The sequence below is a fragment of the Microcoleus sp. PH2017_28_MFU_U_A genome (assembly GCF_020738035.1).
In the GTDB taxonomy this organism is placed as follows: domain Bacteria; phylum Cyanobacteriota; class Cyanobacteriia; order Cyanobacteriales; family Microcoleaceae; genus Microcoleus.
Genome location: NZ_JAEQCX010000215.1, coordinates 1 through 3,374 on the forward strand (window position 1 = coordinate 1; position 3,374 = coordinate 3,374).

At 42.5% G+C, this 3,374-nt stretch carries 8 protein-coding genes; all 8 read left to right on the forward strand.

Annotated elements, in window-relative coordinates; genetic code table 11:
- The coding region (locus tag JGK14_RS33720) for a hypothetical protein (protein WP_325316004.1) at positions 1-212 on the forward strand (212 nt) is incomplete at its 5' end.
- Positions 209-1,363: a hypothetical protein gene (locus JGK14_RS33725; protein WP_325316005.1), complete on the forward strand. Its 1,155-nt coding sequence runs from the start codon at positions 209-211 to the stop codon at positions 1,361-1,363. The genes JGK14_RS33720 and JGK14_RS33725, both read left to right, overlap by 4 nt.
- Complete coding sequence (locus JGK14_RS33730; protein WP_325316006.1) at positions 1,360-1,623, forward strand: hypothetical protein; 264 nt, start codon at positions 1,360-1,362, stop codon at positions 1,621-1,623. The genes JGK14_RS33725 and JGK14_RS33730 overlap by 4 nt, the downstream gene beginning before the upstream one ends.
- A gap of 82 nt (positions 1,624-1,705) precedes the next feature.
- On the forward strand, positions 1,706-1,987 hold the full coding sequence (locus JGK14_RS33735; RefSeq protein ID WP_293186704.1) for a hypothetical protein: 282 nt from the start codon (positions 1,706-1,708) through the stop codon (positions 1,985-1,987).
- Between the two features lie 29 nt (positions 1,988-2,016).
- The gene (locus tag JGK14_RS33740; RefSeq protein WP_293186705.1) at positions 2,017-2,382 is read left to right on the forward strand and encodes a hypothetical protein; all 366 of its coding nucleotides are present in this window, start codon (positions 2,017-2,019) and stop codon (positions 2,380-2,382) included.
- A 4-nt stretch (positions 2,383-2,386) separates the two neighbouring features.
- Positions 2,387-2,656 (forward strand): hypothetical protein, encoded by a 270-nt coding sequence (locus JGK14_RS33745; protein WP_293199109.1) that lies wholly within the window; start codon positions 2,387-2,389, stop codon positions 2,654-2,656.
- Between the two features lie 69 nt (positions 2,657-2,725).
- The gene (locus JGK14_RS33750; RefSeq protein WP_293190285.1) at positions 2,726-3,037 is read left to right on the forward strand and encodes a hypothetical protein; all 312 of its coding nucleotides are present in this window, start codon (positions 2,726-2,728) and stop codon (positions 3,035-3,037) included.
- Between the two features lie 5 nt (positions 3,038-3,042).
- Entirely contained in the window at positions 3,043-3,285 is a 243-nt protein-coding gene (locus JGK14_RS33755; protein ID WP_293219233.1) for a hypothetical protein, read from the forward strand.
- Positions 3,286-3,374 lie beyond the last annotated feature (89 nt).

Below are 3,374 nucleotides of genomic sequence, written 5' to 3' on the forward strand. Positions count from 1 at the left end.
ATAACAAAGGTGCTTACACAAAAGCTGAATCAGAAGCAGAAAAACTGCAAGCACGATTAGCTTTTTTAAAGGCTCAGACTAGCTGCTTATTTGAGTGGCAAACATTGGGAGAATTAGCTTTGATAATAAGGGCTGATGCGGACAGCGACATCGGGCTTAGTACGAAACTAGCAATTGAGCTAACAGTAAAATTGATGGGAAATAAACAATGAATGATCGACAATTAGAAATGATTGATTTTGCTCGAAAGCTTCATTCTGATACAGAATCGGGAGTCAACTATTTTGAAACAGAAAGTGACGAAACCCTTGGTGATGCAATTACCAGGCATCTGAGGCTCGTAACCGCAGGTTTACACGAAGCCGAATACAAGCTACTTGCAAGCTTCGCAATGATGCAATCCACGCTATGCAGCATTGTTCCCGTAATCCAGCTTTTGGGTGATTCCGGCTCCGGTAAATCTCAAATGTTGTTAGCCATTGAATTACTAAGCGGTCAAGAGCCGATAGCAGGGGGTTCTACGGGGGCAAGTCTAAAAAACCACATCAACCTCATACGATGGGTTGACCCTACAGTAATGACTTACGAGAAAAACTGCTTGTTACTGGTTGACAATACTAACTCTGACACGTTTGATTCAAACGACTGTTTGGCAGCCTTCCTAAATGGCTACAACCGGAAAACCGACAGGCAATTCATTAGCAATGGCAAAGGTGAAAACATTGAGTTCCGTACTTTTTGCCCCAAATTATTTACTAGCGTTTGGCAAATCGAAAGCAAGGAGTTGTTGCGCCGTACCTTGGTAATCAAAACCAGAAAAACTAAAGATTTGCAAAACACTCTAGAATTGGATGCTATTAATTGGTCAGTTCCCGCAGCCGAAATCAGAAACTTTTGGGAGCAACCTAGCAATTGGCATGAATTTGCTGCCACTAGGAAACAGTTGCAAGCAAGTCAAAAGCCTCGACACAGTAAAGAGTATTGGACATTACTGAGAGACTTGCTTGCAACTGGCGTTACTACAGGGGTATGGCATGACATTGAATCAGCAATATCCGAAGTTGCTGACTGGCTTGACATCAGCACAAAAAAGAGAATCCAAATAGTCGATTCTGTTATCATCGAGGCAATTGAGCAATATTGTGGCAAAAAGCGCAACGATTGGGGAGTTCTTAGCTCCATAATCAACCTAGATATACCTCCGAAAATAATCAAGCAAGGTATTGATTCAGCGGTGTCAGACGGCATTCTAGAGCGTCCAAAATTAGCAACAGTTCAAGAATGCCTAAAATCACTAAATTTTAAGCCTTTTAGGGACGAATCCGATAAGTTTGTGTATCGTTTTATCGGCGAAAATAAATGAAATCATTTATCGATATGTACAACGAGTTGGGTATTAATCCTACGGATACTTGGCAAGAAAAATACTTGGGGTTTTTTGTCTCCTCAAGTAATGTAGAAGCCCTAGAACGCTTAAACTGGCTGGCAAATTACTTTGACTGCTTGACCACAGAGTTGAAGACTGACTCCGAATTTAACGAGTTTGCCTCAGGTCTGTTATCGGTTAATGTCCAATTGTCTGAGAAAATAGCTTGCCTCCTATCTACGATTGTATCCAAGTAGCTCCCTACTTTAGGAGCCTACTTGGAGAATAGCGAGTCCGAAATGACTTTAAACTATTTATTTATTTACAGGAGCCTCGCAGATGAGTGAATCGCTGAGCAAATCAATCAATACTCTCTTAGCTGCTCAAAAAAGCAGGTGTGAGCTTGAATATCTCACTTCAATAAGGCCGGTCAACAACAAATATGGTGTCATTTGGTACTGGTCAATCGACGGCGCTGAACCAGTAGACGTAGACAACACATTTGCCACCGTGGAAGAAGCTATCGCTTCACTCATCCAATACCTCGAAACTTTTGTCCCGCCCAAAGAGGACGATGATGATGAGGATAATGATGATGATGAGTATGAGTATGAGTATTAACAGGCTCTGCTATCCAGGAAACCCTTTACATGATGAGTGAAGCACCAAATAATACCGATGAAGAGTTGTCACCATCGGTATTGACACTAGACGATATCCTAAAGCGACTAGCTCATCTGGAGGCGATTGTTGAAGCCACTAAGGCAACACCTCGGTTAGACAATCGCTTGAGAAAAGTTGCAAGCTTTAATGTTTGTATCTCAGTTTTTGATTCTTTGACCGCGATAGCATTAGAACGAGAAATAACTCGCTCAGAACTGTTGCGCCACATTGTAGAAACATGGCTTGCAGCTACAACTAACAACGGTCGCCCAAAAGTCACTAAATCTAAGCCGGTTGGTTTTGATAAAAAATCAAAAACACCTACTGACACAATCACTGAACTGGAGTTTTAACCGCGTGAACATCAAAGACTTTGTTGATCAAATCAATGAATCAGACGCCATAGGATTGGTTATTCATCCTGTAATTCTATCTCTAGACTCTTCTTGGGATTTACTGGCGGCAAATACGAAATATTACTGGGCCACTCAGTATCGAGAAAGCATCCCTTTCGATACTGAGTGGGAAGCATTCCTCGACTTTCTGGCATCACTGAACTGGGAAACCCCTGAGCTTTGGAATGCGGACAATACCTATGCCTGTGACGAGTCTGAGCCACCATTCTAGGAAGGTCTGTGTCAACGTAACGCCTCGACCTCGACAAGCACAATACATCAAATAAGAGAGTACAAATCAATGGCAAATCAACCACCGGGAAACCCATCGCCTTCTTTCGTGCCTTTACCACAGCTAACAATGGTTGTCATCAAATCTGCTGCAAAGCATCGGAAAATTACACCGCAGGAGTTGATCGAAAACGCGGTAGCATTATACCTGAAACCTAAAAGCACAGAAGATAAGCTGATTGAATGCTTGGAACGAATAGCATTGTTAGAGGAGTGTCAACGTGCTGACAAGGCTAAGATAGCTCAATTGTCCAATGAATGCTATCAATTGGCGGAGCGAATAGCTGCTGCTACTCACTATTTAATGGACGAATTGGGGTAATCAAAATGATGCAAATTCTATTGCAAAATCACGATCACTCTCAGCGTCTCAAGAAAATAACGTGTACCGAACTCAGGCTTCCCGAGGTGATTGAATGGCAAGGTAGATTTTACCGCCATAACGGTCAGCGGAGTCTCTTCGTAACAGACAAACAGACAGGTAGTAGACAATGGTGTAACGTACCCTTCTACCGCGAGTGTCGAGGAGCTAGGCTAGCAAAACTCATCTTTACACCCGCCAAGGATTAGAAGTCATAAATAGATAGGACATACCCCCAACCAGGGGTATTTTTTTTTGACTAGAATCCCTCTAGAAGCTGCGGGCTTACAAGTAAGCT

Excerpts from the sequence above, each read along its gene's own strand:
- JGK14_RS33755 (WP_293219233.1), top strand. The coding sequence starts at position 3,043 with ATGATGCAAATTCTATTGCAAAATCACGATCACTCTCAGCGTCTCAAG.
- JGK14_RS33750 (WP_293190285.1), top strand. The coding sequence starts at position 2,726 with ATGGCAAATCAACCACCGGGAAACCCATCGCCTTCTTTCGTGCCTTTA.
- JGK14_RS33735 (WP_293186704.1), top strand. The coding sequence starts at position 1,706 with ATGAGTGAATCGCTGAGCAAATCAATCAATACTCTCTTAGCTGCTCAA.
- JGK14_RS33730 (WP_325316006.1), top strand. The coding sequence starts at position 1,360 with ATGAAATCATTTATCGATATGTACAACGAGTTGGGTATTAATCCTACG.
- JGK14_RS33740 (WP_293186705.1), top strand. The coding sequence starts at position 2,017 with ATGATGAGTGAAGCACCAAATAATACCGATGAAGAGTTGTCACCATCG.
- JGK14_RS33725 (WP_325316005.1), top strand. The coding sequence starts at position 209 with ATGAATGATCGACAATTAGAAATGATTGATTTTGCTCGAAAGCTTCAT.